Origin of the sequence: Mycolicibacterium novocastrense, assembly GCF_001570485.1 — a bacterium.
Taxonomy (GTDB): Bacteria; Actinomycetota; Actinomycetes; order Mycobacteriales; family Mycobacteriaceae; genus Mycobacterium; species Mycobacterium novocastrense.
Map to the genome: position 1 here is coordinate 22,093 of NZ_BCTA01000051.1, position 24,532 is coordinate 46,624.

Consider the following 24,532-nt stretch of genomic DNA (forward strand, 5'->3'; position numbering starts at 1 on the left):
GCTACAGCACGAAACCGGCGCGCAGGCGCATGTCCCATAGGGTTTGGCCTGTGAGGTGCGAGGCGGGGCGGGTTGAGTAACCCGGCTGGTCTTCCGCGCTGGCTGTATCTGCCCGCGGCGGTCGGCGCGCTGTTCGTCGCGGTGCCGCTCGCCGCGATCGCGGCCAGGGTCGACTGGCCGAACATCCTGCAGCTGATCAGCAGCGAGTCCTCGGTGAACGCGCTGCTGCTGAGCCTGCGTACGGCGACCGCGAGCACGGTGCTGTGTCTGATATTCGGCGTTCCGATGGCGCTGGTCCTCGCGCGCAGCGACAGCCGGGTGGTCCGGGCCGCGCGACCCCTGATCCTGTTGCCGCTCGTGCTGCCCCCGGTGGTCGGGGGGATCGCGCTGCTGTACGCATTCGGCCGCCTCGGTCTGATCGGCCAGTATCTGGACGCCGCGGGCGTGCAGATCGCGTTCACGACGACGGCGGTCGTGCTTGCTCAGACGTTCGTGTCGCTGCCGTTCCTGGTGATCGCGCTCGAAGGGGCCGCGCGTACGGCCGGGACCGGCTACGAGACGGTGGCCGCCACGCTCGGTGCCCGCCCGTCCCGGGTGTGGTGGCGCGTCACGCTTCCGCTGCTGACGCCCGGCCTGGTCTCCGGCGCGGTGCTGGCGTTCGCCCGATCCCTCGGCGAGTTCGGCGCGACGCTCACGTTCGCCGGCTCACGCGAGGGTGTTACCCGCACACTTCCGCTGGAGATCTACCTGCAGCGGGAGAGCGACCCCGACGCCGCGGTGGCGTTGTCGCTCCTGCTGGTGGTGGTGGCGGCCGTGGTGGTGCTGGGGTTGGGCACTCGACGGTTGCGCGGTGACAGCGCGTGGAGCGCGGCGTGACCGGCGTCAGCGTGCGCGCGGTCGTCGAACAGCGCGGCGTCGACGTCGCGTTCGACGTCGGCGCCGGCGAAGTGCTGGCCGTACTCGGCCCCAACGGTGCGGGCAAGTCGACGATTCTGCATGTCATCGCCGGACTGGTACGGCCCGACGACGGTCTCGTGCGGGTGGGCCCCCGGGTGCTCTCGGACACCGAAGCGGGTGTCCATGTGGCGACCCACGACCGCCGCGTCGGGCTCCTGATGCAGGATCCGCTGCTGTTTCCGCATCTCGACGTCGCCGCCAACGTCGCCTTCGCACCCGCAAGCAGGCGTCCCGAGCATTGGCTCGCGCAGGTCGACGCGACCGGCCTGGCCGACCGCAGGCCGCGTCAGCTGTCCGGGGGACAGGCGCAACGGGTCGCGCTGGCACGGGCGTTGGCCGCCGAACCCGACGTGCTGTTGCTCGACGAGCCGTTGGCCGGGCTCGACGTCGCGGCCGCCGCCGCGATGCGCAAGGTGCTGCGCGACGTGCTCACACGCGACGGTCGGTCCGCGGTGATGGTGACCCACGACGTGCTCGACGTGGTCACCCTCGCCGATCGGGTGCTGGTGCTCGAATCCGGTCGTATCGCCGAAATAGGTTCTGCTGCAACGGTGTTGGCTGCCCCGCGGAGCGATTTCGGCGCCCGGTTGGCCGGGGTCAACCTTGTTCGCGGGACGGCGGACGGCCACGGTGTGCTCACCACCCGGTGGGGCGCGGCATGGCATGCGAGCCCGGCGCCGGATACCGCGACCGCAGGGCCGGCGGTCGCCCTGTTTCACCCTGCAGCGGTTGCGGTGTACCGGGACCGGCCGCACGGCAGCCCCCGTAACACCGTCGAAGTCACCGTCGCTGAACTCGACGGCCGCGGAACCGCTATTCGGGTCCGGGCCGAGGAGCAGCCCGACGGCAGCCCGGGGCTCGCGGCCGACATCACCGCGGATTCCGCGACCGAGTTGAGGCTCGCCCCCGGGGAACGGGTGTTCTTCGCAGTGAAGGCACAGGAGGTCACGCTTCATCCGGCCCAGTAACGGTTACCGGAGCGGCTGCGAAAAACAAGCGAGTCACCGGCAGCGACAGCGGTTCGTCCATCCCGCGCCACGCGCGGGTACTGTGCTGTGTCAGCAAATCGTGGTGTCACTGCTATCAGCGCTTATCGTCTTCTCAGCTATGTCTTATTTATCCTCATTTTGAGCAATTCACACTTGCGTCACGGCGGTAACACGGTAGTTTCTTTTCCATGGATCAGCCGGATGCGTTTTCAGCCCCGCGCAGGGGGCTCTCCAGGACTTTGGCGGTTGCGGCGGCGACCGGGGCAACGGCCATAGCGCTCGCGCTCCCGACGGTGGCCCAGGCGCAGCCCGAGCCGACGCCTCCGCCGCCCCCGCCGCCGCCGACGGGGAACACCTTCCTGCAAGGTCCTCCGCCGCCTCCGGCACCAGGGGCGCCGGCACCCGCTCCGGCACCGGGTGCGCCCGCTCCTGCTCCCGCGCCCGGCGCGCCAGCCCCCGCCCCTGGGGATCCGAACGCAGCGGCGCCCGCACCCGGCGATCCGAACGCACCGGCCCCGGCGCCCGGCGATCCGAACGCTCCGGCCCCGGCGCCCGGCGACCCGGGCCGCGTGGACTCGGCCGCCGGTGGCCTCAGCTACGTCGTGCCCGCGGGGTGGAAAGTCGCGGACTCGACGCAGCTCTCCTACGGCCAGGTGTTGCTGACCAAGGACGCCCCCGAAGGCGCCGAGCCACCCAACGACACCAGCATCCTGCTCGGCCGCCTCGACCTCAAACTCTTCGCGGGCGCCGAGACGGACAACACGAAAGCCGCACAGCGGTTGTCCTCCGACATGGGCGAGTTCTTCATGCCGTTCCCCGGCACCCGGGTCAACCAGGAGACCGTCGAGCTCAACGCCGACGGCATGCCGGGCGTCGCGTCGTACTACGAGGTGAAGTTCACCGACACGAACAAGCCCAACGGCCAGATCTGGGCCGGCGTGGTGGGCAACCCGGTCGAACCCGGTACGCCGCGCGGTCAGCGCACACCTGAGCGGTGGTTCGTGGTCTGGCTCGGCACCGCGAACAACCCTGTGCCCAAGGAAGAAGCGGTGACGCTGGCCAATTCGATCCGGCCCTACACCCCACCCGCGGCCCCTGCGGCCCCGCCCGCGGATCCCAACGCGCCGGCACCCCCGCCCGCGGACCCCAACGCACCGCCTCCACCGCCGGCCGATCCCAACGCGCCGCCGCCTCCGCCCGCGGACCCCAACGCGCCTGCGCCGCGGCCCGCGGTCGGCGAGCCCGTCCCGGTCGCGCCGGAGAACGCGCCCGGGATGACGCCCCCGGCCTGACGTACAGCGAGAGCTTCCTCCACGGCATCAAGCCGTGGAGGAAGCTCTCGAATTCTTCTGCGCTGCCGCGCCTGTCAGGGGCCGACCCGCGGCGGGTTGGCGTTCGAAACGTTCACGATGAAACAGTTCGTGCCGCCGAATCCCATGGCGCCGGCGGTTTGGCACCGCTCGAAGTTGCCGTCGGCCCCCACCGGTCCGTCGCATATCGTGCCGCCGCCCCACGGCGTCCATCCGCCCTGACATCCGGCGTTGGCCGGAGCGGCGAAGGCGATGCCACGGGCCGCCAACGCTCCAACCGCCAGTGCAACAAGTGTTTTCATCTCTTCCACCCTCTCCTTCGCGGTACCGGTCGTCGGGTCCGGTACTGAGTCTTCGCCGTAGCCGTAGGACGGTTCGTCGTTATCTACAGGTTATGCCGTTGTTATCACAGAGGAATCGGGATTTCCCCTACAAGTGATCGGGCCGACGTACAGGGACGACGTGCCCGCCCACCACGTCTGTCCGCTTCGCCGCCGCGGGCGTTAGCGTTGTTCGCTGTCAGTGAAGACGCCCCGGGGTGGTGGCCCGGTCAGCGTGGGGCGACGATGTGGTGATGGATGTCTCCACCATGACCGCCTGGCAGGTGCAGCGCCCGGGTCCGATGACCACGCGGCCATTGGAACGCGTGCGGGTCGAGGTTCCGCGCCCGGGCGCCGGCGAGCTTGCGGTGGCGGTGCGGGCATGTGGCGTGTGCCGCACCGATCTTCACGTCGCCGAAGGCGATCTACCCGTGCATCGGCCCGCGGTCGTACCGGGCCACGAGGTGGTCGGCGAGGTCGTCGAGGTGGGGGAGGACGCGGGTACGGAGTTCTCGGTCGGTGACCGCGTCGGCATCGCCTGGCTGCGACATACGTGCGGGCGCTGCCGGTACTGCGTCAGGGGTGAGGAGAACCTGTGCCCGGAATCGCGTTACACGGGATGGGATGCCGACGGCGGGTACGCCGAATTCGCCACGGTCCCAGCGGCATACGCGCATCAGCTGCCCGCGGGCTACTCCGACACCGAGCTGGCGCCGCTGTTGTGCGCCGGAATCATCGGCTATCGCGCGCTGCTTCGCGCGGACCTACCGTCGGGCGGCCGGTTGGGCATATACGGCTTCGGCGGCAGCGCGCACCTGACCACCCAGGTGGCCGTCGCGCAGGGCGCCGAGGTTCACGTCATGACGCGCGGGGAGGCCGCGCGTGAGCTCGCACTGAGCCTGGGGGCGGCGTCGGCCCAGGGCGCGGATGAGCGTCCGCCCGTCGACCTCGATTCCGCGATCCTGTTCGCACCCGTCGGAGAGCTCGTCCTGCCGGCACTCGAAGCGCTCGATCGCGGTGGCACGCTTGCGATCGCGGGGATTCACCTCTCCGACATCCCGGTGCTGAACTACCAACGTCACCTCTTCCAAGAGCGTCAGGTCCGGTCGGTCACCGCCAACACTCGCGCCGACGCCCGAGCCTTCCTGGCTTTCGCCGGCGAACACCACATCGAGGTGACCAGCCCGCCATACCCGCTCGATCGGGCCGACGCCGCGCTGAGCGATCTAGCCTCCGGCCGGGTATCGGGGGCCGCCGTGCTGGTCGTCTAGAGCTCGGCCATCGCGGCGCCGAGCCGACCCACGAGATCCCCGCGGCCGTACCGGTATACGGGTCCTGCCCCGTCCGCCAGCAGTATGCGAAGCCGCGCCATACCTCGCGCCCCGACCGGCCGGGGAGAGTGCAGCCGCAGCGTTATCTCGTCGATCACGTCCTCGGCGGCGGCGATGTTCGGTACGTGCAACGGCACCCGTGAGGACATCAGCGGGCCGTGCCCGCGGGCATCTCGCACGATCCGCCGCAGTGCCCTGGCCACCGCCTCACGCTCGGCGGTGGACATCAGCCGGGCGCAGTGCGCGGCGTACGCGTCGCTCTGGGGTGCGACGCCGCCGACGGCCGCCATCCGGTCGAACTTGTTCGCTCTCAGCCGCGCCACCATCCGCGCCCGCCGAGACGGGGCCCCGCGCTCGCTTCCTATGCCCGCCGACGGCGGCAGCAGGGTGTGCGGCTTCGCGTTGTCCGACATATCAGTCCTCGATGACGATCGGATGTGTGACCATCGAAAACTTTATAACGGTCATGCATGACCGGTCAAATTGAAATACCGGTCATCGAAAGCTAGCCTCTCTATATGACTCGCACGCGGTGGCTCGGCGACCAGGAGACAAAACCGGCGCCACCGCGTCTCGCGCTGGTCCAAAGCCTGGTCAACACGGCGGAGTTGCCGTCGGGCCCGGACCGTTTGGCTGACCCGGACGACGCGCAGCCGTGGCTGCAAGACAGGGGACTACTGGCTCCCGGAGTGGGTGTCGAGGAGGCCGACCTCGAACTGCTGCGTGGCGTGCGCGAGGCCCTGCGCGCGATGCTGGTCCACAACGCCGGCGGTCCGCCGCCCAGCGCGGCGGCGTTGGCGCCGCTGCGGGCCGCAGCCGGTGGCCCCGCACGTGCCGAGGTCGACGATTCGGGGCGGATACGCCTCTCGGCGGTGGGCACCTCGTTGCGCGACCGCCTGACCGGACTCCTCCTGGTGATTCACGACGCGCAGCGCGACGGCACCTGGTCACTGTTGAAGGCGTGCGCCAACGAGGAGTGCCTGTGGGCGTTCTACGATCGCTCCCGCAACCACGGCGGAACCTGGTGCAGCATGGCGACCTGCGGTAACAAACTCAAGAATCGGGAGTTCCGCGCCCGCAAGCGCGCCTCGCACTGACGTCAGCTCAGGTGCCACACCAACGCGGCGGCCAGGGCGCCGAGCCCGTTCAGCGACCAGTGCAGCGCGATCGGCGCGATCAGGCTGCCGCTGCGGCGCCGCAGCCAGGTGAAAACGAAGCCCGCGAAGCCAGTGGCGACCACCGCCAACGTCACACCGGCAACGGTCCCCATCACACCCCCGCCGAAGATCCGGGTGAATCCGACGTTGCTTGCGGTCAGGCCCAGCGAGGTGGCGATGTGCCAGAGCCCGAACAACAACGAGCCGGCCGCGGCGACACCACGCCAGCCCCAGGCGCGGTCGAGCGCTCCGTGCAGCACCCCGCGAAATGCCAGTTCTTCGGGGATCACGGTCTGCAGCGGAATGATGACCATCGACGCGATGAGGGCGCCCGAGATCGTGGCGTAGTTGTTGTTCATGAACATCGGCCGCGTCCACGGCAGCAGCGCACCGATCGCGATGACCGACACCACCAACGCGACGGCGCCCAGCGCGTAACCGGTCCCTGACTTCCAGTGCTCGCGGCTCAGGCCCAGTTCGGCCCACCCCAGACCGCGCGAGCGCACCAGCGCCACCAGCAGCAGCGCCGCCGCCGGGACCGTCGCCACACTGGCCCACGGGGTGGTGAAGTGCGCGATCAGGTTCGTCAGCGCCAACACCACCACAACCACCGCGATGTCGACGTACGTGCGGAAGTGGTGCAGCGCGGAAAGCTGTTCGACCAGCGGATGCGGGCGCTCGGCTAGGGCGGCTTGGTCGGACACGAAAATCCAGTTTACCGGTCGTGTTCGCTGAGGGTGTCCTGCGACAGCGACGGCGCCTGGTAATCCGGGTCCCACGTCCACCCCGAGATCGCCGGATCGTCCTCGCCGTGCTCCCGGGTGTAGCGCCGGGCGGCGAGCCGGGCATCGGCCATCTCCTGACGCAGCCCGGCCACGCTGCTGCCCAGCCCGTCGACGCGGTCGATCACGTCCATGACCAGGTGGAACCGGTCCAGGTCGTTGAGCATCACCATGTCGAACGGGGTTGTCGTGGTACCGCGTTCCTTGAAGCCGCGCACATGTAGCTGGGCGTGGTTGGCGTGCCGGTAGGTCAGCCGGTGGATCAGCCAGGGATAGCCGTGGTAGGCGAAGATGATCGGCTTGTCCGTGGTGAAGATCGAGTCGAACTCGCGATCGGACAGGCCGTGCGGGTGCTCGGACTCCGGTTGTAGCCGCATGATGTCGACGACGTTGACCACCCGCACCTTCAGCTCGGGCAGCCGCCGGCGCAGGATGTCGGCGGCCGCAAGCGTTTCCAGGGTCGGGATGTCGCCGGCGCACGCGAGCACGACGTCGGGCTCCCCGGTCGTGTTGCTCGCCCACTCCCAGATCCCCAGGCCTCGGGTGCAGTGCGCGATCGCCGAATCCATGTCCAGGTAGTTCAGCGCCGGCTGCTTACCGGCGACGATCACGTTGACGTAGTGGCGGCTGCGCAGGCAGTGGTCGGCCACCGACAGCAGCGTGTTGGCGTCGGGCGGCAGGTACACCCGCACGACCTCCGGTCGCTTGTTGGCGACGTGGTCGATGAAACCGGGATCCTGGTGCGAGGCGCCGTTGTGGTCTTGCCGCCAAACATGAGATGTCAGAAGGTAATTCAGTGACGCGATCGGCGCCCGCCAGGACAGCTCCCGACTGCTGTTGAGCCACTTGGCGTGCTGGTTGAGCATCGAGTCGACGATGTGGATGAACGCCTCGTAACAGTTGAACAGCCCGTGTCGGCCCGTCAACAGGTAACCCTCGAGCCAGCCCTGGCAGAGGTGTTCGGACAGCACCTCCATCACCCGGCCCTCCGGACCGAGGTTCTCGTCGTCGGGGGTGACCTCGGCGAGCCACGCCTTGTCGGTCACCTCCAGGGTCGCCGACAGCCGGTTGGATGCGGTCTCGTCGGGACCCATCAACCGGAACCGGTCGGTATTACGCGCGATGACGTCGCGCAGAAAGGTCCCGAGCACCCGGGTCGCCTCGGCCGATTCCGAGGCGGGCTGGTCGACCGGGACCGCGTAGTCGGTGAACGGCGGCAGGTCCAGATCCCTGAGCAGCAGGCCGCCGTTGGCGTGCGGGTTGGCGCTCATCCGCCGCTGTCCGCGCGGGGCGATCGCGCGCAACTCGGGTCGTAGCGCGCCGTCGTCGTCGAACAGTTCCTCGGGTCGGTAGCTGCGCAGCCACTCCTCGAGCTGGGCACGGTGCTCGGGGTTGGTGTGGGTGCCCGACAACGGAACCTGATGGGACCGCCACGTGCCCTCGACCTTCTTGCCGTCGACCTCCCGGGGGCCGGTCCAGCCCTTCGGTGTCCTCAACACCAGCATCGGCCACACGGGCCGGAAGGTCTCACTCCTCGACGCGGCTGGTTCCTCGCCGCTTGATCGTCGTGCCACGGGCCTGCCCTGCTCACCGTCGAGGCGAGCGGCGCGCTGGATCGCGGCGATCTGGTCGAAGGCCTCGTCGAGGGCGGTCGCCAGTTGCTGATGCACGTTGGCCGGATCGTCCCCCGCCACCGTGATGGGCCGGTAACCGTAGCCGAACATCAGCGACTCGAGCTCTTCCTGCGGAATCCGCGCGAGGACCGTGGGGTTGGCGATCTTGTAGCTGTTCAGGTGCAGGATGGGCAGCACCGCACCGTCGGTGACCGGGTTGAGGAACTTGTTCGAATGCCAACTCGCCGCCAGCGGGCCGGTCTCGGCCTCGCCGTCGCCGATGACACAGGCCACCACCAGGTCCGGGTTGTCGAACGCGGCGCCGTAGGCGTGCACCAGCGCGTACCCCAACTCACCGCCCTCATGGATCGAACCGGGGGTCTCGGCGGCGACGTGGCTGGGGATACCCCCGGGAAAGGAGAACTGGCGGAACAGTTTTCGCATCCCGTCGGTGTCTTCGGAGATGGCCGAGTACACCTCGCTGTAGGTGCCTTCGAGATATGCGTTGGCGACCAGGCCCGGCCCACCGTGCCCCGGGCCGGTGATGTAGATGGCGTCGACGTCGCGGTCACGGATGACGCGGTTCAGGTGCGCGTAGACGAGATTGAGCCCCGGTGTGGTGCCCCAGTGGCCGAGCAGTCGGGGCTTGACGTGCTCCGGCGCCAGCGGCTCGCGCAGCAGCGGATTGTCCAGCAGATAGATCTGGCCGACGGACAGATAGTTGGCGGCGCGCCAGTAGGCGTCGATCAGGTCGAGTTCATCGGCGGACAGCGTTGGGGACAGGGCCTCGGCAGTCATCTGGCTCATCATCGTCGATACGGGCGAAGGGGTGCCACTCCTGTACCCGGTGCGCGTGAAGCTACCCATTAGCCTGTCTGGCGTGTTGGGATTCGCCGTGCCGCAGTTCGGGCCGTCCGCCCGGGCGGACCTCGCGCGCTACGCCGCCACCGCCGAAAACCTGGGCGCGGACAGTCTGTGGGTGGGAGACCGGCTGCTGACGGCGGTGCACCCCAGCATCGGATACGCGGGTCAAGACACCATTCCCGAGCAGTTCCGCGCGGCACTGGATCCGTTCATCGCGCTGGCGGTGGTGGCCGCCGCGACGTCACGCGTCCGGTTGGGCAGCAGCGTGTTCGTCGCACCGTGGTATCCGCCGGCGCAGCTGGGCCGGCAACTGACCGCCATCGATGTGGTCAGCGGGGGCAGGCTCGTTCCGGGTTTCGGCATCGGGTGGTCGCCGGAGGAGTTCTCGGCCGCCGGTGCCCCGTTTCGCGCCCGCGGAGCCCAACTGGACGAGGTGCTCGACGCCCTCGAGCAGCTGTGGACGACGAATCCGGTGGAACACGACGGCAAGCGGTGGTCGATCCCGCTGTCGTGGGTGGACCTCAAGCCGGTCCAGCAACCGCGCCCGCCGATTTATCTGGGCGGGTTCACTGGAGCGAGCCTGCGGCGCATCGGGAGGCGCGGCGACGGGTGGCTCCCGGCGGTGCTGGTGCCAGGCGGGGTCAGCCCCGAGTTCCTGGCGATGCAGCGCCGCACCATCGACGACGCCGCCCGCGAGGCCGGCCGGGATCCGTCGGCCATCCACACCTACGTACGGATCAACGTCGCCGGGGGCACACCGATCGACGCGGTCGCCGAGGCGGTGCGGACGCTGGCCGACGCCGGTTATCCCGATGTCTTCGTCGACCTGATGTATGTGGCCACCGACGCCGACGACCACCTGCGGTGGGTCGAGGGCCTCCTCGCGGCATGACCGAACCACTGCTGGCCTCCGTGCGGGTGCTCGACCTCGGCGGCGCCGAATCCGACACCGTGGGCCGGCTGTACGCCGACCTCGGGGCCGATGTGCTCAAGATCGAGCCCCCCGGCGGGCGGTCCGCCCGGCAGGCGTTGCCGACTGTGGCTCGAGCGAGTATCCCGTTCCGGTTGAACAACGCGAACAAGCGGTGCGCGGTTCTCGACCCGGCCGACCCCGACTGCCGTCGGACGCTGTTGGACCTGGCGAGCACCGCCGATATCGTCATCGACAGCGGAAGATCCGGCGGGACAGTCGAATTCGGAACATCGTGTGCTGCGCTGGCGCAACAGTTCAGCCACCTCGTGGTGCTGTCGGTCACGGACTTCGGCGCCGACGGGCCGTATGCCTGCTGGCAAGCCACCGATCCCGTGCTGTACGCGTTGTCGACCGCGCTGTCTCGTACCGGGCCGACCGCGGGCGCCCCGGTACTGCCGCCAGCCGGGCTGGCATCAGGAACCGCTGCGGCACAGGCGGCATGGGCGGCGCTGGCCGCCTACTACCGCCGGTTGCGCACCGGCACAGGCGAGTACATCGACTTCTCCCGGTTCGAGGCGGTACTTCAGTCGCTGGATCCGCCGTTCGGATCGGAGGGTCAGGCGGCTGTCGGCGTCAAGAAGACCACCGAAATCTGGCGCGGCAGGCCCCGTAACCAGAACATCTATCCGATCTTCGCCTGCAAGGACGGCCACGTGCGGATCTGCCTGCTGTCTCCGCGTCAGTGGCGGGGCATGCGCGCCTGGCTCGGGGAACCCGAGCGGTTCGCCGACCCCGAGTTCGATACGATCGCCGCGCGGTACGCGGCATCTGACGAACTCAACACGCTGATCGGCGATTTCGTCGCGACTCAGACCATGGAGGCCCTGGTCGCCGAGGGACAAGCGCGGGGGGTGCCCATCGCCGCCGTGCTCACCCCCACCGAGACGTTGGCCTCCGAGCACTTCGGTGCTGTCGGTGCGCTGACCACCGCCGAGTTCGCTCCGGGAGCGGATGTCGTCACGCCGGTGGGGCCGTTCGTCGTCGACGGGCACCATCGCGGCCTGAGGCGGTTGGCCCCAGATTCCGGCGCCGACGAACCTGTCTGGGCCACACCGTCATCGGTGGTCTCATCGCCGGACACCGCCGCATCGCAGCGTCCCTTCGACGGGATGCGCATCCTCGACCTCGGCGTCATCGTCGCCGGGGGCGAGCTCGGCAGGTTGTTCGCCGACCTCGGCGCCGAGGTGATCAAGATCGAGAGTGCCGCATACCCCGACGGGTTGCGCCAGGCGCCGCCCGGTCAGGTGATGAGCAGATCCTGGGCGCTGACCCACCGCAACGAGGAGAGCCTGGGAATCGACCTGCGGACCGCCGCGGGCGCCGGCCTGTTCTCCCGGCTGGTCACGGGCGCCGACGCGGTGTTCGCCAACTTCAAGCCGGGAACGCTTGCGTCGCTGGGGTTCTCCTACGACCGTCTGCGGGAACTGAATCCGCGCATCGTTCTCGCCGAGAGCAGCGCCTTCGGCGCAACCGGTCCGTGGAGCGGCCGCATGGGGTACGGGCCGCTGGTGCGCGCAACCACCGGGGTCACCTCGCTGTGGGCGTCTGCCGACGGCGGCTTCTACGATGCGACGACGATCTTCCCGGACCACGTGTCGGCGCGGCTCACCGCGATCGCCGCACTGGCTGCGCTGATCCGGCGCGACCGATCCGGAGAGCCCGCACACGTCCACGTCTCGCAGGCCGAGGCCGCAATCAGCCAACTGGCGACCCGTTATGTCGCCGAATCCGCGCGGGCGGCAGGCCTGCCTGTCGCCGACGACACCGCCGCACACCATGTGTATCCGTGCGCCGGCGACGACGAGTGGTGTGTGATCTCGCTGCGCTCCGAGGCCGACCACGCCGCGCTGGAATCGATCACCGGCGGCGACACCGCCGAATGGACCCGCACCCGCGACAAGACCACGGTGGCGCGCACGCTCCAAGATGCGGGAATCGCCGCCGCACCGATGAACCGTGCCGTCGATGTGCCCGACGACCCGCAGGTGCGTTACCGAAAGCTGTACTCCGACATGGTGCATCCACTTTTCGATGCGCCCATGCTCACCGAAACGGGGCCGGCGCCGTACACGAGTATTCCGCCCGCCCGGCTGAGGCCCGCGCCGATGCCGGGGCAGCAGACCCGTCGGATCTGCCGGCAGATCCTCGACATCTCCGCCGAGGAGACCGATCGGCTCATCGCCGAGGGCACGCTCTTCGCATACCGAGAAAGGCCGTGATGGAACCCAGGACTCCGGTGTTGGTTGGCTACGGACAAGTCAACCAGCGCGACGACAACCCCGACGTGTCGCCGATCGACCTGATGGTCGCCGCAGCACGCGAAGCTGCCGATCCCAGGGTCCTGGAGGCCGCGGACTCGGTTCGTGTGGTCAACCTTCTTTCGTGGCGGTTTCGCGATCCGGGATTGCTTCTCGCACAACGCCTCCACGCCGGCAACGCTGCGACCCGCTATACCGGGGTCGGCGGCAACACGCCGCAGTCGCTGGTCAACGAGGCGTGCCGAGACATCCAGAACGGTCGGGCCGAGGTGGTGCTGATCGCAGGCGGTGAGACCTGGCGCACCCGGAGTCGGCTGCGCGCCAAGGGAATCAAGCCGGACTGGCCGCGCCAGGACGAGTCCGTCCCGATGGCCCAGGGCGCCGACGAAGGCGTTCCCATGGCCGGTCCCGCCGAAATCAAGATCAACCTGGACCGGCCCGCCTTCGTCTACCCGATGTTCGAACAAGCCGTGCGGATCGCCGCGGGCCGGTCCGACGACGAGCACCGGCGCCGGATCGGTGAACTGTGGGCGCAATTCAGCACGGTCGCGGCGAGCAACCCGCACGCGTGGGTCCGGGACGCGTTGCCGGCCGAGGAGATCTGGCAGGCCGGTCCGAGCAACCGGATGATCAGCTGGCCCTACCCGAAGTTGATGAACTCCAACAACATGGTCGACCAGGCCGCGGTGCTGGTCCTCACCTCGGCCGAGAAGGCCACGCATCTGCAGATTCCCAGGGACCGCTGGGTGTTCCCGTACTCGGGCACCGACTCGCATGACACGTACGCGATCGGCGAGCGCGCGGAGTTCTACACGTCTCCCGCGATCCGGATCGGTGGGCGGCGGGCGCTGGAGCTGGCCGGGATCGGCGTCGACGATGTTGAACTCATCGACGTCTACTCGTGCTTCCCTTCGGCGGTTCAGGTGGCTGCCAACGAACTTGGCCTCCCGATCGGGGACCCTGCCAGACCGCTGACGGTGACCGGCGGGCTCACCTTCGCGGGCGGGCCGTGGAACAACTACGTGACCCACTCGATCGCGACCATGGCCGAGCGGCTCGTCGCCGCCCCCGGAACGCTCGGGCTGATCACCGCCAACGGCGGCTACCTCACCAAGCACAGCTTCGGGATCTACGGCGCCGAGCCGCCGCCACGCGAGTTCCGTTGGGAAGACGTGCAATCCGAAGTCGATAGGGAACCGACCCGGACGGCGCTGGTCGACTGGGCCGGGGTGGGCACCGTGGAGACGTGGACGACGCCGTTCGACCGCGAGGGCTCGCCGGAGAAGGCGTTCCTGGCGGTCCGCACGCCTGACGACTCCCGGGTCCTGGCGGTCATCCCCGATGCGGCCGCGGCGGCGGCGACGGTCGAGGAGGACATCGCGGGCGCCAAGGTCCAGGTCAACTCGAACGGTACGGCCGCAATACTGTAGGCGGTACGGCCGCAATACTGTAGACGGTACGGCCGCATTACTGTAGTCAGTCGAGTTCTGCCAGCAGCGCCTCGACACGCTGACGGGCGGCCGGCGCGGCGCCCGGTCCGACCACGGCATGTACCCTTCCTGCCTCCACGGCGGCGATCGCGGCGTCGGCCACCACGGCGGGGCTGATCGCACCGCGCATCGCGTCGTCGTCGCGGTCGTTGGGAATGCTGACCGCTCCCGGCGGGGTCAGGCTCGCCGAGTTGGGCCCAAGGGGCGTGTCGACCATGCCCGGGCACAGCACAGTGGCACCCAGATCGGTTGATACGGAACGCAGTTCGATGTCGAGCGTCTCTGTGAGCCCGACGACGGCGTGCATGGTCGCGTTGTACGGCGCGAGGTGGGGTAGCGGAATGAGCCCGCCGGCGGACGCGGTGTTGAGGAAGTGCCCGCAGCGTTGCGCGATGAACAGGGGAGTGAAGGCCTTCACCCCGTGCACGACACCCATCAGCTTGACGTCGATCAACCACCGCCACGTCTCGATGCTCTGCTCCCACGTCGGCGTCTGCTCGCACACCACTCCGGCGTTGTTGCACACCAGGTCGACGCGTCCGAATCGGTCCAGGGTGTGTGCCGCCAGCGCGTCGACCTCGGCCGCGTCACGCACGTCGACGCGCAGGCCGGTCACCGTCCCGGGGTGCGAGGACAGCGCCTCGATCGCTGGGGGTATCGCGTTCTCGCGGATGTCGGCGATCACCACGTCGACGCCGCGACGCGCCAGATGCGCGGCGAGCGCGAACCCGATTCCGCTGGTTCCGCCGGTGACGACGGCGACCTTTCCGGCCTCGATCCTCATGCGGGCCTGCCTTTCTGGCTACGGTGCGTTGGCCGGCACCTCGGTGTATCGCGGCGCAAAGCCGTCGGGGGCGAAGGTGAATCCGTTGCCGGTCGCCTCGCTCATGCACGAGACACCGGCCTCCTGCACATTGCAGCGGAACCCCGCGACAGCCAGAATCCGGTTGAACTCCAGCACCTTCGCGTCGTCGAGGACGAACTGCGGCTGTTCCAATGCGACGAAGCGGGGTTCACCGTTGCGCTCGATGACGATCGCGTTCGGCGCGGCCTGCTCACCGTCGTCGTTGTCCACTGTGTCCGGTTCACCGGTGATGTTCATGGAGGACTGCGGTGAGGTGGCCGATTGGCAGCCGGCCACCTCACGCGGCACGACGGCACACGCCCAGCGTCCGCTGGGGGTGGTGAAGTAGTACACGGCCGACCCGGCCGGATGAGCGACGTAGTCGAATGCGTCCACCAGGTGCTTGTTCGGCGGTGGAGGAGGCGGTTCGGAGGTTGTCGAGGTCGGCGACGCCACGAACGGTTCGTCGGTGGTGACGATCCGCTCGGCCGAGCAGCCCGCGACCAGGATCGCGACGGCCGACATCAGACAAAGGACACGCATCTCGGGTCCTAAGCGTGCCGGAACCGGTTTTCGTCCGCGCAGCGGGGTGGCGGATTCAGCCGGCCAGCATCGCCTTCAGCGTTTGCGCGTTCCACACCGCGTGCCCGCCCAGGTCGTTGTTGAAGTAAACGAGGATCCGCCTGCCTTCGGCCTCCCACGCCAGGATCCGATCGGCCCAGCGCCGCAATGCGTCGTCGGGGTAGGAGCCCGCGTACATCGAATCCTGGTCGGGTCCGTGCATCCGGATGTAGACCAGCTCGCTGGTCGCTCGCGGAACGCAGCGCAAGCCCGCACCGCTCATCACCACGTAAGCGGCGCCGTGCCGCTCCAGCAGCGCGTAGACGGCCGGGTCGTCCCACGACGGATGCCGCAACTCCATTGCCACCGGAATCCGATCGGGCATGAGCTTCAGGAAGTGCTCCAGGCGGGCGTCGTCGCGCTCCAACTCCGGGTGCAGTTGCACGAGCAACGCTTCGCTGCGGTCGCCGAGCAGCATCCAGCATCGGTCGAAGCGCTCGATCCACGGCTCCGGTTCCCGCAGCCGGCGGTAGTGCGTCAGTCCGCGCTGGGCCTTGACCGACATCGTGAACCCGTCGGGCAGCCGCTCCCGCCAGCCCGCGAACGCACCGTCCTTGGGCCAGCGGTAGAAGCTGGCGTTCAGCTCGACGGTGTCGAACTCCTCGACGTAGCGGGCGAGCCGTTTGGCGCTCGGCAATCCCGCCGGATACAGCACGTCCTTCCAATGGTCATACGACCACCCGGATGTGCCGACCCGGATCACCATCGCGTCATCCCCGCGCCATGACGGCGTCGCGCAGGTCGTCGTCGAGCGACACCTTGACCAAGGCGGCGGCGAGCTTTGCACACTTGCGCGGCGCCAACGCGGCGAGCTCATCACTGTCGCTTGGCAATCCGAGCTCGCGCGCGGCGCTGACGGCCCGCGCGTCGAAATACGGGCGAACCCATGTCCAGGTGTCCTGCACCTCGCGCAGGAAGATGTCGGCGCCGGTGTCGCCGATTCCCTTGAACCCCTTGAGAGAACGCGTCAGTGCGGTCGCGTCGTGATCTGTTGCCCCGTCGAGATTGCGGAGGTCCCCGCCATATTCGTCGTCGACGGTCTCGGCGATATCGGTCAGCCTGGTCGCCGAGCTCTCGTCGTAGCGGACATAGTGGGCACGGCCGAACGCGCGAATCATGTCGGCGCGCTCGGCCTCGAGGACGGCCTTGGGGGTGCGCAGGCCCGCGCGGAACAACTCCCGCGCGGCGTCGACCGCGATGGAGGCGTCGATCGGTTTGCTCGACAGCATGCACAGGGTCAGCAACTGAAAGAGCGGCATGGGCTTGTCCGCCAACCGGATACCGGCGTCTTCGGCGTAGGTCGTGCCCGCCTCCTCGAGGAGGCGTTTGACCCGCTTCTTACGTGCTGCGGCGTCCACGTCGGCTGGCGTACCCGCGCTCTTTGGGGGGCAAACTCCTGGCGAAATCGACACCGCGGTCGACCCACGGCCGCAGTTGCCGCGTGGTCCTCACACCGTCGGCGCCGATGAGCACCCACCCGCGCATCTCACGGTCTGCCATCGTCATCGGCTCGACGAACCGGCGCGACAGTAACGTCGGGTACTCGTCGCGCGGCACCCGGACCATCAGACCGCCGGTCCCGCTGACGGCCACCGCCATATGGCCGTCGACCAGAAAGGCCAGCCCGCCGAACATCTGCCTCTCGTCGACACCGGGTTCGGTGCCGAGCAATTCGCGGATGCGGTGCGCGAGGTCCTCGTCGTAGGCCACGTCTTCGACGGTAGCGCTCAGGGTCGTGATCCGTTGCCAGACCACGACCCTGAGCGCAATCTCGGGGTCAGGCGGCGGCGGTGGCCGCCACCTCTGCGGGCTGCAGAGCCTGCTCGACGATGTCGGCGACATCGGTCATCGGCTTGACCTCCAGCGCGTCGAGCACGTCGGCCGGGACGTCATCCAGGTCGGGCTCGTTGCGCTGCGGGATGAAAACGGTTGACAGTCCGGCTCGTTGGGCCGCCAGCAGCTTCTGCTTGACGCCGCCGATGGGCAGCACCCGACCGTTCAACGTGACCTCGCCGGTCATCCCGACGTCGGCACGAACCTGCCGGCCGGTGGCCATCGACACCAGCGCAGTCACCATCGTCACGCCCGCCGACGGACCGTCCTTGGGCACGGCGCCCGCGGGCACGTGCACGTGGATCCGGCGGTCCAGCGTCTTGGGGTCGACGCCCAACTGCGCGGCGTGCGAGCGCACGTAGGACAGCGCGATCTGCGCCGACTCCTTCATGACCTCGCCCAGCTGGCCGGTCAGTTGCAGCCCGGGCTCACCGTCGGTCGCCCCGGCCTCGATGTAGAGCACATCGCCGCCGAGGCCGGTGACCGCCAACCCGGTGGCCACGCCCGGCACCGCCGTGCGCTCCGCCGATTCCGGCAGGAAGCGCGGACGACCCAGGTACTCAACGAGATCCGGCTCGTCGACGGTGAGGCTGGTGATGTCGTCGGAAGCCAGCTTCGTGGTGACCTTACGCAGCGCCTTGGCCAGCAGCCGCTCGAACTGCCGCACCCCCGGCTCGCGGGTGTAGTCGGCGGCGATCTTGCGCAGCGCCGCCTCGGTCACGACCACCTCGTCCTCGGTCAGCGCCGCCCGCTCGCGCTGCCGGGGCAGCAGGAAGTCGCGCGCGATGGCGACCTTGTCGTCCTCGGTGTAACCGTCGATCTGCACCAGTTCCATGCGGTCCAGCAGGGCCGAGGGAATGTTCTCGATGACGTTGGCCGTCGCCAGGAACACCACGTCCGACAGGTCCAGATCGAGATCCAGGTAGTGGTCGCGGAACGTGTGGTTCTGCGCGGGGTCCAAGACCTCCAGCAGCGCCGCCGCGGGGTCCCCCCGGAAGTCGGAGCCGACCTTGTCGATCTCGTCGAGCAGCACGACGGGGTTCATCGAACCCGCCTCACCGACGGCACGCACGATGCGGCCGGGCAGCGCGCCGACGTAGGTGCGCCGGTGGCCTCGGATCTCGGCCTCGTCACGCACGCCGCCGAGGGCCACGCGAACGAACTTGCGGCCCAACGCCCGAGCGACGCTCTCACCCAGCGACGTCTTGCCGACGCCGGGCGGACCGGCCAACACCATCACCGCACCCGAACCGCGACCGCCGACGACCTGCAGTCCGCGCTGGGCACGGCGTGCCCGCACGGCCAAATACTCGACTATGCGGTCCTTGACGTCCTCGAGACCGTGGTGGTCGGCGTCCAGGATCTCGCGCGCCGCGTTCAGATCGGTCGAGTCCTCGGTGTGGACGTTCCACGGCAGGTCCAGCACGGTGTCCAGCCAGGTGCGGATCCAACCGCTCTCGGGGCTCTGGTCGCTCGCCCGTTCGAGCTTGCCGACCTCGCGCAGCGCGGCCTCGCGCACCTTCTCGGGAAGGTCCGCGGCCTCGACGCGGGCCCGATAATCATCAGAAGACCCCGTGCCGTCGTCATCTCCCAATTCCTTGCGGATGGCGTTGAGCTGCTGGCGCAGCAGGAATTCCTTCTGGGTCTTCTCCATGCCCTCGCGCACGTCTTCGGCGATCTTCTCGGTGACCTCGACCTCGGCCAGCTGAGCTCCCGTCCACTCGATCAGCGCACGCAACCGCTCGGCCACGTCCGGCGTCTCGAGCAGCTGCCGCTTCTGGACCTGGGTCAGGTACGACGCATAGCCCGCGGTGTCGGCCAGCGCCGACGGATCGGAGAGCTGGTTGACGAAATCGATGATCTGCCAGGCCTCGCGCCGCTGCAGCATCGCCAGCAGCAGCTTCTTGTACTCGGCCGCGAGCTGGTATGTCTCCTCTGTGGGCTGGGTCTCCTCGACCTCGGTCACCTCGACCCACAGCGCCGCGCCGGGTCCGGTGGCGCCGGCGCCGATGTGCGCACGGCTCTCGCCCCGCACCACCGCGGCGGGTCCGCCGACCATGCGTCCGATCTGCACGATCGAGGCCAGCACCCCGTGCGAGGGATAGCGATCCTCGAGACGGGGTGCGATCAACAGTTCTCCGGACTCGCTGGCGCGGGCGGCGTCGACCGCGGCGCGCGCGGCATCGTCGAGTTCGATCGGCACGACCATGCCGGGCAGCACGATCGACTCGCTCGAGAACAAGACCGGAACTGTCTTGGTTTGAGCCATCAATCCTCCAAAGTTTGAGTCTGTTGCGCTCAACCTTTAGATGGACTGTTTTGTTCCCTGCCGCGTCGCGCGCGGGGTTCGTAGCTACCCCGCACGGCAGGAAGCCTGCCGTTCGGGGTAAACGGCAGGCTTCCTGTTGTGGGTGGATCTATGCGCTGCGGTCAGGCACTGGCCTGTGCACCCAGCACCCGCTGGATGTCAGGCTTCATCATCTCCAGCTGCTGACCCCAGTAGCCCCAGCTGTGGGTCCCCTGTGGCGGGAAGTTGAACACACCGTTGGTGCCACCCGCGGCGACGTAGTTGTCCTTGAAGGTGACGTTGGTCCGCAACGTGAACCCTTCGAGGAACTGGGCCGCCATCAGGTTCTGGCCGGCCGTGCCGCCATCGAGATCCGACGGCGTACCCGTGCCGCAGTAGATCCAGATGCGGGTGTTGTTGGCCACCAACTGGTTGATGTTGACCATCGGGTCGTTGCGCTTCCACGCCGGATCCGACGACGGACCCCACATGCTCTCGGCGTTGAACCCGCCGGCGTCTTGCATCGCCAGACCGATCAGCATCGGCCACCAGCCCTCGGACGGATTCAGGAAGCCCGACAGCGAGGCGGCGTAGATGAACTTCTGCGGGTGGTAGATCGCGTACGTCAGCGCGGTGCTGCCGGCCATCGAAATACCCACCACGGCGTTGCCGTTCTGCGACACGCCCCTGTTGGCTTCCAGCCACGCCGGGAGCTCCTGGGTCAGGAACGTCTCCCACTTGTAGGTGTAGTCCTGGCCGTTACCCCGCGACGGCTGGTACCAGTCGGTGTAGAAGCTGGACTGCCCGCCGACCGGCATGACGACCGAAAGCCCGGACTGGTAGTACCACTCGAAGGCGGGGGTGTTGATGTCCCAGCCGTTGAAATCGTCCTGGGCGCGCAGACCGTCGAGCAGATACACCGCATGCGGTCCACCGCCCTGGAACTGGACCCTGATGTTGCGGTTCATCGCGGGGGAGAACACGTCCAGATACTCGACGGGCAACCCGGGCCGCGAGAAGGCCCCGGCGGTGGCCGAACCGCCGGCGATGCCGATCAGTCCGGGCAGCGCCGCCACGGCGAACGCCACCACCGCCATTCGGCGAAACAGCTTTGTACCGGTACCCCGGTACCTCTGGAAAATCTTCATAACGGCAACCAACCCACCTTTCATCGCTTCCACAAGCAATTGCCGTTTGCTGTGCGTGGGTAATGAAACACGTACTCGCACCGGGACTGTCGCCCCGACATGCGGTTGCCACATCGCGGTTGGCTAACGATTGCGACTCAGCGAGGACTCACGAACCCCGGAAACCGACTGTGACCTGTGTGATCAGAGTGACTCAGGAGGTATCCGCGCCGAGCGCGCAACGCTAGGCCGTAGCCGGTGCAACTGTGTGACGTGTCGCGGGCCGAGCTCGCTCAGCGACGTCACTCCCAGTAGCTGCATTGTCCGTCTGACCTGCTGCGAAAGGATCTCGACGGCCCGGTCGACACCCGCTTCGCCGCCGGCCATCAGCCCGTAGAGGTAGGCGCGGCCCACCAGTACGAAGCGGGCGCCCAGCGCGACCGCCGCGACGACGTCCGCGCCGGACATCACCCCGGTGTCCAGCAAAATCTCGGTGGTATCGCCCAGTTCGGCGGCGACACTCGGCAGCAGATGGAACGGTACCGGCGCGCGATCCAGTTGGCGGCCACCGTGATTGGACAGCACAATGCCGTCGACCCCGAGTCCGGCCACGGCCCTGGCATCATCGAGTGTCTGAATTCCCTTGACCACCAACTTGTTCGGCCACTGCTCCTTGATCCACACCAGATCGTCGAAGTTCACCGTGGGGTCGAACATGGTGTCGAGATACTCGGCCACGGTGCCCGGCCAGCGGTCCAGCGAGGCGAACGACAGCGGTTCGGTGGTGAGCAGGTCGAACCACCACCGCGGACGGGGAACGGCATCGAGCACCGTGCGCAGCGTCAGCGTCGGCGGGATCGACATGCCGTTGCGGGTGTCGCGGTGGCGGGCCCCTGCGACCGGCACGTCGACGGTGGCGAGCAGCGTGTCGTAACCCGCGGCGGCGGCCCGTTCGACGAGCGCCATCGAGCGGTCTCGGTCCTTCCACATGTACAGCTGAAACCAGTTGCGGCCGTCCGGGTTAGCCGCCTTGACGTCTTCGATCGAGGCGGTGCCCAGCGTCGAGAGCGCGAACGGGATGCCGGCTCGCGCGGCGGTGCGGGCACCCGCGATCTCGCCCTCGGTGTGCATCAGTCGGGTGAAGCCGGTCGGCGCGATGCCGAACGGTTGCGCGACAGGCCCACCGAGCACCGTTGCGCTGGTATCGACACTCGAAACGTCGCGCAAGATCGTGGGATGAAACTCGATGTCGCGGAACGCTTGTCGCGCACGAGCCAGCGACAGTTCCTCCTCGGCGGCACCGTCGGTGTAGTCGAATGCCGCCTTCGGGGTCCGTCGCTTGGCGATTCGGCGCAGGTCCTCGATCGTCAGCGCCGCCGCCAGCCTGCGCTGCGTCGCGTTCAGCTGCGGCTTCTTGAACTGCAGCAGCGGCGCCAGCTCCCGCGGACGCGGGATGCGGCGGCGTGTCACGTTTGCGTCCCTGTCGGACTGCCGCTGATAGTCGTCATTGAATCGCACAGGTTAGCTTGTCAGACTGGCCGATGACATGGCTAAAGACAGATCGGCATCCGGCGACCCCTTCGACCTGCAGCGCTTCGTCGACGCCCAGGAACGCGTGTACGGCGCGGTGCTCGACGAACTACGCGCCGGCCGTAAACGCAGCCACTGGATCTGGTTTGTGTTCCCCCAGCTGCGTGGGCTGGGGAGGAGCCCGACTGCGCAGCGGTACGGGATCGGCTCCCTCGCCGAAGCCCGGGCGTACCTGGCCCACGACGTGCTGGGAGCGCGCCTGCGGGAGTGTGCGGATCTGGTCGCCCGTAGTGAACAGCCGTCGGCCGACGACTTGTTCGGGTGGCCGGACAACCTCAAGGTGCGCTCGTCGATGACGTTGTTCAGCCGCGCCGCCGACGACCCCGATGACGAGGCGCTCTTCGGCCGTGTACTGACGAAGTACTACGGAGGCGAACCGGATCCGCTGACGGTTGAACTGCTCAGCGGGGAGCCATGATCAGCCAGCCGTGGGGCCCGACCTCGTAGGTGCTGACGACCTCGGACGGCGGCGCGCCCGAGCCGGCCAGGACTTCACCCCGATCGAAACCCAGGCGGGGCAACGAGATCGCGAGCGGGCCCTCATCGATGTTGAGCGCGACGATCAGCGACTCGGATCCGGCACGGCTGTGATAGACGTACTGGCGGTTGGTCAGCAGCAGCGGCGACGTGCGTGCCGTGTGCAGCCACGCGTGGCGTCGGCGCAACCCGATCAGGAACTTGTGCAACCGGAACACATCGGCGCCGTGTTCGTCGACGTCGAGCGGGGGAGTCGCGAACGCGGGCCGCACCGCGTCGTCGCCGCCGAGGCGTTCCTCTTTGATACCCCGAAAGGCGAACTCGTCCCCGGCGTAGACGCTGGGCGTACCACCGGTCGTCATCTGCAACACCAAGGCATGCTCGAGGTGGCGGATGTCGTCGAGTCGGCTGGCGATTCTGGTGACATCGTGGTTGCCGAGGAAGGTCGTGGGCACGAAGGTGTCCAGAAATTCGTTGTGCCGCAGCAGCGCCCAATCCAGCTCGTGGAAGTTGCCGTCGTTGAGCGCGCTCCAGGTCGCCTTCCACAGTTCGTACTGGGTCACCGAGTCGAAGCCCGACGATCGCACTCGTTGCGCGTAATCGCCGTGGATGATCTCGGCAAGGAAGTACGCATCGGGAAACTGCTCGCGAACGCGCGGGAGGACCCGGGCCCAGAACCGGTCGGCGACCGCGTAGGCGGCGTCGAGGCGCCAGCCGTCGGCGCCGCGCCGCAACCAGTGCGTCATCACGTCGACGACGTAGTCGGCCACCGCCGGGTTGTCATGGTCCAACGCCACAAGGTCGTCGTGTCCCTCGAATACGTCGACGCGCTCGCCTCGAGTGCGGAGCCATTCGGTGCGGGCGAAATCGGTTCCGACGTGGTTGAAGACGCCGTCGAGCAGAATCCGGAGCCCGCGCCGGCGCGCCTCGCCGATCAGCGTGTCGAAGTCGTCGTCGTCCCCGAGTCTCGGGTCGATGCGGAGGTGGTCGGTGGTGTCGTAGCCGTGGGTGCGTGAGGAGAAGATCGGCCCCAGCGCGAGTCCTGACGCCCCGAGTTCGATCGCGTGGTCGAGCCAGTCGACGATGCGCAGCAGCCTGTGCTCGTCCGGGCCGGGGGACGGGTCGGCGGGATGCGCGCCGACGAAACCCAGTGGGTAGACGTGCCACCAGATGACGTGCTCGACCCAGCCCGGTTCACAGACGGCCGCGGTGTGCGAGGAGTCCGTCACGGCCGGAACTTCGCTTCGTAGAGGGTCTTCATCGCCTCTCTGAACTGCTCGGCGGGCCCGTCCAACTCGACGTCCGGGGCGATCGCGGTGATCGGCAGCGACACCACCGGCGGGGGCGGCGCACCCCATTCGGTGAGCCATCGGGTCAATTGCTCGGACGACGCCGCGTACACGATTCGGCCGAGCCCCACCCAGCCGTGGGCGGCCGAACACATCGGGCAGTGCTCACCGGAGGTGTACACGGTCGCGGCGGCCCGCGCTTCGGGGGTGAGGTTGGCGGCCGCCCATCGGGCGATCGCGAACTCCGGATGGCGCGTGTGGTCCCCGTCCTTGACGCGGTTGCGGTCCTCGAACAGCGTGCGGCCTGCGTCGTCGACGAGAAGGGAGCCAAACGGCTCGTCACCGTCATCGAGCGCTTCTCGCGCCAGCTCTACGCAGCGGCCCAGGCGGGCGAGATCGTCATCGCTGATGGCCACATGT

Annotated in this window: 23 protein-coding genes; 9 read left to right on the top strand and 14 right to left on the bottom strand. The window is 68.4% G+C overall.

Annotation, left to right across the window (positions count from 1 at the left end; translation table 11 throughout):
• Positions 1 to 72: 72 nt before the first annotated feature.
• The 3 genes from RMCN_RS18840 (at position 73) to RMCN_RS18850 (ending at position 3,238) form a co-directional block, all read left to right on the top strand.
• Positions 73 to 876 (top strand): ABC transporter permease, encoded by an 804-nt coding sequence (locus RMCN_RS18840; RefSeq protein WP_067392361.1) that lies wholly within the window; start codon positions 73 to 75, stop codon positions 874 to 876.
• Positions 873 to 1,925, top strand: a complete 1,053-nt coding sequence (locus tag RMCN_RS32115) for a sulfate/molybdate ABC transporter ATP-binding protein (protein WP_067392457.1) — start codon at positions 873 to 875, stop codon at positions 1,923 to 1,925. Before RMCN_RS18840 ends, RMCN_RS32115 begins: the two co-directional genes overlap by 4 nt.
• A 209-nt stretch (positions 1,926 to 2,134) precedes the next feature.
• Complete coding sequence (locus RMCN_RS18850; RefSeq protein WP_067392364.1) at positions 2,135 to 3,238, top strand: APA family fibronectin-binding glycoprotein; 1,104 nt, start codon at positions 2,135 to 2,137, stop codon at positions 3,236 to 3,238.
• Positions 3,239 to 3,312: 74 nt separating this feature from the next.
• Here RMCN_RS18850 and RMCN_RS18855 read toward each other — a convergent pair whose 3' ends face one another.
• Positions 3,313 to 3,558, bottom strand: a complete 246-nt coding sequence (locus RMCN_RS18855; protein WP_067392460.1) for a CDGP domain-containing protein — start codon at positions 3,556 to 3,558, stop codon at positions 3,313 to 3,315.
• 272 nt (positions 3,559 to 3,830) lie between these two features.
• Between RMCN_RS18855 and RMCN_RS18860 the strand changes: the two genes are divergently transcribed.
• Entirely contained in the window at positions 3,831 to 4,847 is a 1,017-nt protein-coding gene (locus tag RMCN_RS18860; protein ID WP_084377575.1) for a zinc-binding alcohol dehydrogenase family protein, read from the top strand.
• Here the strand turns inward: RMCN_RS18860 and RMCN_RS18865 are convergent.
• Positions 4,844 to 5,320 (bottom strand): hypothetical protein, encoded by a 477-nt coding sequence (locus tag RMCN_RS18865; protein WP_110765881.1) that lies wholly within the window; start codon positions 5,318 to 5,320, stop codon positions 4,844 to 4,846. The two genes, RMCN_RS18860 and RMCN_RS18865, sit on opposite strands and share 4 nt — an antisense overlap.
• A 105-nt stretch (positions 5,321 to 5,425) precedes the next feature.
• Between RMCN_RS18865 and RMCN_RS18870 the strand changes: the two genes are divergently transcribed.
• Positions 5,426 to 6,004, top strand: a complete 579-nt coding sequence (locus RMCN_RS18870; RefSeq protein ID WP_067392366.1) for a CGNR zinc finger domain-containing protein — start codon at positions 5,426 to 5,428, stop codon at positions 6,002 to 6,004.
• A gap of 2 nt (positions 6,005 to 6,006) precedes the next feature.
• On the opposite strand, the gene RMCN_RS18875 is transcribed toward RMCN_RS18870, so the two are convergent.
• Both RMCN_RS18875 and RMCN_RS18880 read right to left on the bottom strand, forming a co-directional pair.
• Positions 6,007 to 6,768 carry a CPBP family intramembrane glutamic endopeptidase gene (locus RMCN_RS18875; protein ID WP_067392369.1) on the bottom strand — a complete coding sequence of 254 codons (762 nt, stop codon included), beginning with the start codon at positions 6,766 to 6,768 and terminating at the stop codon, positions 6,007 to 6,009.
• Positions 6,769 to 6,779: 11 nt separating this feature from the next.
• On the bottom strand, positions 6,780 to 9,257 hold the full coding sequence (locus RMCN_RS18880) for a phosphoketolase family protein (protein ID WP_067392469.1): 2,478 nt from the start codon (positions 9,255 to 9,257) through the stop codon (positions 6,780 to 6,782).
• An 82-nt stretch (positions 9,258 to 9,339) separates the two neighbouring features.
• Between RMCN_RS18880 and RMCN_RS18885 the strand changes: the two genes are divergently transcribed.
• The 3 genes from RMCN_RS18885 to RMCN_RS18895 are packed head-to-tail and all read left to right on the top strand — an operon-like array spanning position 9,340 to position 13,984.
• Positions 9,340 to 10,215 (top strand): TIGR03619 family F420-dependent LLM class oxidoreductase, encoded by an 876-nt coding sequence (locus RMCN_RS18885; protein ID WP_064413133.1) that lies wholly within the window; start codon positions 9,340 to 9,342, stop codon positions 10,213 to 10,215.
• Positions 10,212 to 12,515 carry a CaiB/BaiF CoA-transferase family protein gene (locus tag RMCN_RS18890; RefSeq protein ID WP_067392371.1) on the top strand — a complete coding sequence of 768 codons (2,304 nt, stop codon included), beginning with the start codon at positions 10,212 to 10,214 and terminating at the stop codon, positions 12,513 to 12,515. The genes RMCN_RS18885 and RMCN_RS18890 overlap by 4 nt, the downstream gene beginning before the upstream one ends.
• Positions 12,515 to 13,984 (top strand): acetyl-CoA acetyltransferase, encoded by a 1,470-nt coding sequence (locus RMCN_RS18895; RefSeq protein ID WP_067392374.1) that lies wholly within the window; start codon positions 12,515 to 12,517, stop codon positions 13,982 to 13,984. Before RMCN_RS18890 ends, RMCN_RS18895 begins: the two co-directional genes overlap by 1 nt.
• Positions 13,985 to 14,030: 46 nt before the next feature.
• Here RMCN_RS18895 and RMCN_RS18900 read toward each other — a convergent pair whose 3' ends face one another.
• The 8 genes from RMCN_RS18900 to RMCN_RS18935 all read right to left on the bottom strand — a co-directional run bounded on the left by RMCN_RS18900 (position 14,031) and on the right by RMCN_RS18935 (position 22,226).
• The gene (locus RMCN_RS18900) at positions 14,031 to 14,828 is read right to left on the bottom strand and encodes an SDR family NAD(P)-dependent oxidoreductase (RefSeq protein WP_067392377.1); all 798 of its coding nucleotides are present in this window, start codon (positions 14,826 to 14,828) and stop codon (positions 14,031 to 14,033) included.
• A gap of 18 nt (positions 14,829 to 14,846) precedes the next feature.
• Positions 14,847 to 15,413, bottom strand: a complete 567-nt coding sequence (locus tag RMCN_RS18905; protein WP_234787713.1) for a hypothetical protein — start codon at positions 15,411 to 15,413, stop codon at positions 14,847 to 14,849.
• A 73-nt stretch (positions 15,414 to 15,486) separates the two neighbouring features.
• Positions 15,487 to 16,215 (bottom strand): DUF72 domain-containing protein, encoded by a 729-nt coding sequence (locus tag RMCN_RS18910; RefSeq protein WP_067392386.1) that lies wholly within the window; start codon positions 16,213 to 16,215, stop codon positions 15,487 to 15,489.
• 4 nt (positions 16,216 to 16,219) lie between these two features.
• Positions 16,220 to 16,867, bottom strand: a complete 648-nt coding sequence (locus RMCN_RS18915; protein WP_067392391.1) for an HhH-GDP family DNA glycosylase — start codon at positions 16,865 to 16,867, stop codon at positions 16,220 to 16,222.
• Positions 16,848 to 17,219, bottom strand: a complete 372-nt coding sequence (locus RMCN_RS18920; RefSeq protein WP_064413250.1) for a TfoX/Sxy family protein — start codon at positions 17,217 to 17,219, stop codon at positions 16,848 to 16,850. The genes RMCN_RS18915 and RMCN_RS18920 overlap by 20 nt, the downstream gene beginning before the upstream one ends.
• 67 nt (positions 17,220 to 17,286) lie before the next feature.
• Complete coding sequence (gene lon / locus RMCN_RS18925) at positions 17,287 to 19,611, bottom strand: endopeptidase La (RefSeq protein ID WP_067392394.1); 2,325 nt, start codon at positions 19,609 to 19,611, stop codon at positions 17,287 to 17,289.
• 161 nt (positions 19,612 to 19,772) lie between these two features.
• Positions 19,773 to 20,777, bottom strand: a complete 1,005-nt coding sequence (locus tag RMCN_RS18930) for an esterase family protein (RefSeq protein ID WP_064413141.1) — start codon at positions 20,775 to 20,777, stop codon at positions 19,773 to 19,775.
• Between the two features lie 183 nt (positions 20,778 to 20,960).
• Complete coding sequence (locus RMCN_RS18935) at positions 20,961 to 22,226, bottom strand: alpha-hydroxy acid oxidase (protein ID WP_067392472.1); 1,266 nt, start codon at positions 22,224 to 22,226, stop codon at positions 20,961 to 20,963.
• Between the two features lie 76 nt (positions 22,227 to 22,302).
• Between RMCN_RS18935 and RMCN_RS18940 the strand changes: the two genes are divergently transcribed.
• Positions 22,303 to 22,764: a DUF1810 domain-containing protein gene (locus RMCN_RS18940; RefSeq protein ID WP_064413142.1), complete on the top strand. Its 462-nt coding sequence runs from the start codon at positions 22,303 to 22,305 to the stop codon at positions 22,762 to 22,764.
• On the opposite strand, the gene RMCN_RS18945 is transcribed toward RMCN_RS18940, so the two are convergent.
• A complete protein-coding gene (locus tag RMCN_RS18945; RefSeq protein ID WP_067392397.1) occupies positions 22,748 to 24,052 on the bottom strand; it encodes an alpha-amylase family protein in 1,305 nt (434 codons plus the stop codon). The two genes, RMCN_RS18940 and RMCN_RS18945, sit on opposite strands and share 17 nt — an antisense overlap.
• On the bottom strand, positions 24,049 to 24,528 hold the full coding sequence (locus RMCN_RS18950) for a nucleoside deaminase (protein WP_067392400.1): 480 nt from the start codon (positions 24,526 to 24,528) through the stop codon (positions 24,049 to 24,051). The genes RMCN_RS18945 and RMCN_RS18950 overlap by 4 nt, the downstream gene beginning before the upstream one ends.
• Positions 24,529 to 24,532: the final 4 nt, after the last annotated feature.